This window comes from Bradyrhizobium sp. 154 (assembly GCF_023073875.1).
Lineage (GTDB): Bacteria > Pseudomonadota > Alphaproteobacteria > Rhizobiales > Xanthobacteraceae > Bradyrhizobium.
On record NZ_JADPKG010000003.1, the window covers coordinates 1 to 524 of the forward strand.

Consider the following 524-nt stretch of genomic DNA (forward strand, 5'->3'; position numbering starts at 1 on the left):
GCTGCCCAGGGTAGCTTCACGGCTGCTGCGGCGGTGAAAGCGGCCGACGGCACGACCAACCTGGCCGGCACCGCGACCTTGATCGGTGCGGCCGGTGCTGCGACCGTTGCCGGTACGTCCCCGGCGGACGGCGACACGCTTACCGTCAACGGTCACACGATCACCTTCCGCGCCGGCACCGCGCCGAGCGGTACGTCGATCCCGAGCGGTTCCGGTGTCAACTCGGGCGGTACCGTCCTTACCGACGGCAGCGGCAATTCAACCGTCTATCTCGGCACCACTGGCACGCCGCTCGCCACGGTCAATGACCTTCTGACCGCGGTCGACCTTGCCAGCGGAGTGCAGACCGCTTCGATTAACAGCAGCGGTGTTGCAACCTTCGGCGCTGCTTCCGGCGCGACCCCTTCGTCCATCGCCGCCGGTATCGCGACGATCAAGAGCTCGACCGGTGCCGACCTCAGCATCACCGGCAAGGCCGACTTCCTCAAGGGCCTGGGCCTCACCAGCGCAACGGGTAGCGGCAA

At 67.6% G+C, this 524-nt stretch carries 1 protein-coding gene; it reads left to right on the forward strand.

Annotated features, from left to right (window positions below):
* Positions 1 to 524, forward strand: a 524-nt coding sequence (locus tag IVA92_RS00295; protein ID WP_247473920.1) for a DUF1522 domain-containing protein, incomplete at both ends; no start/stop codon positions are given.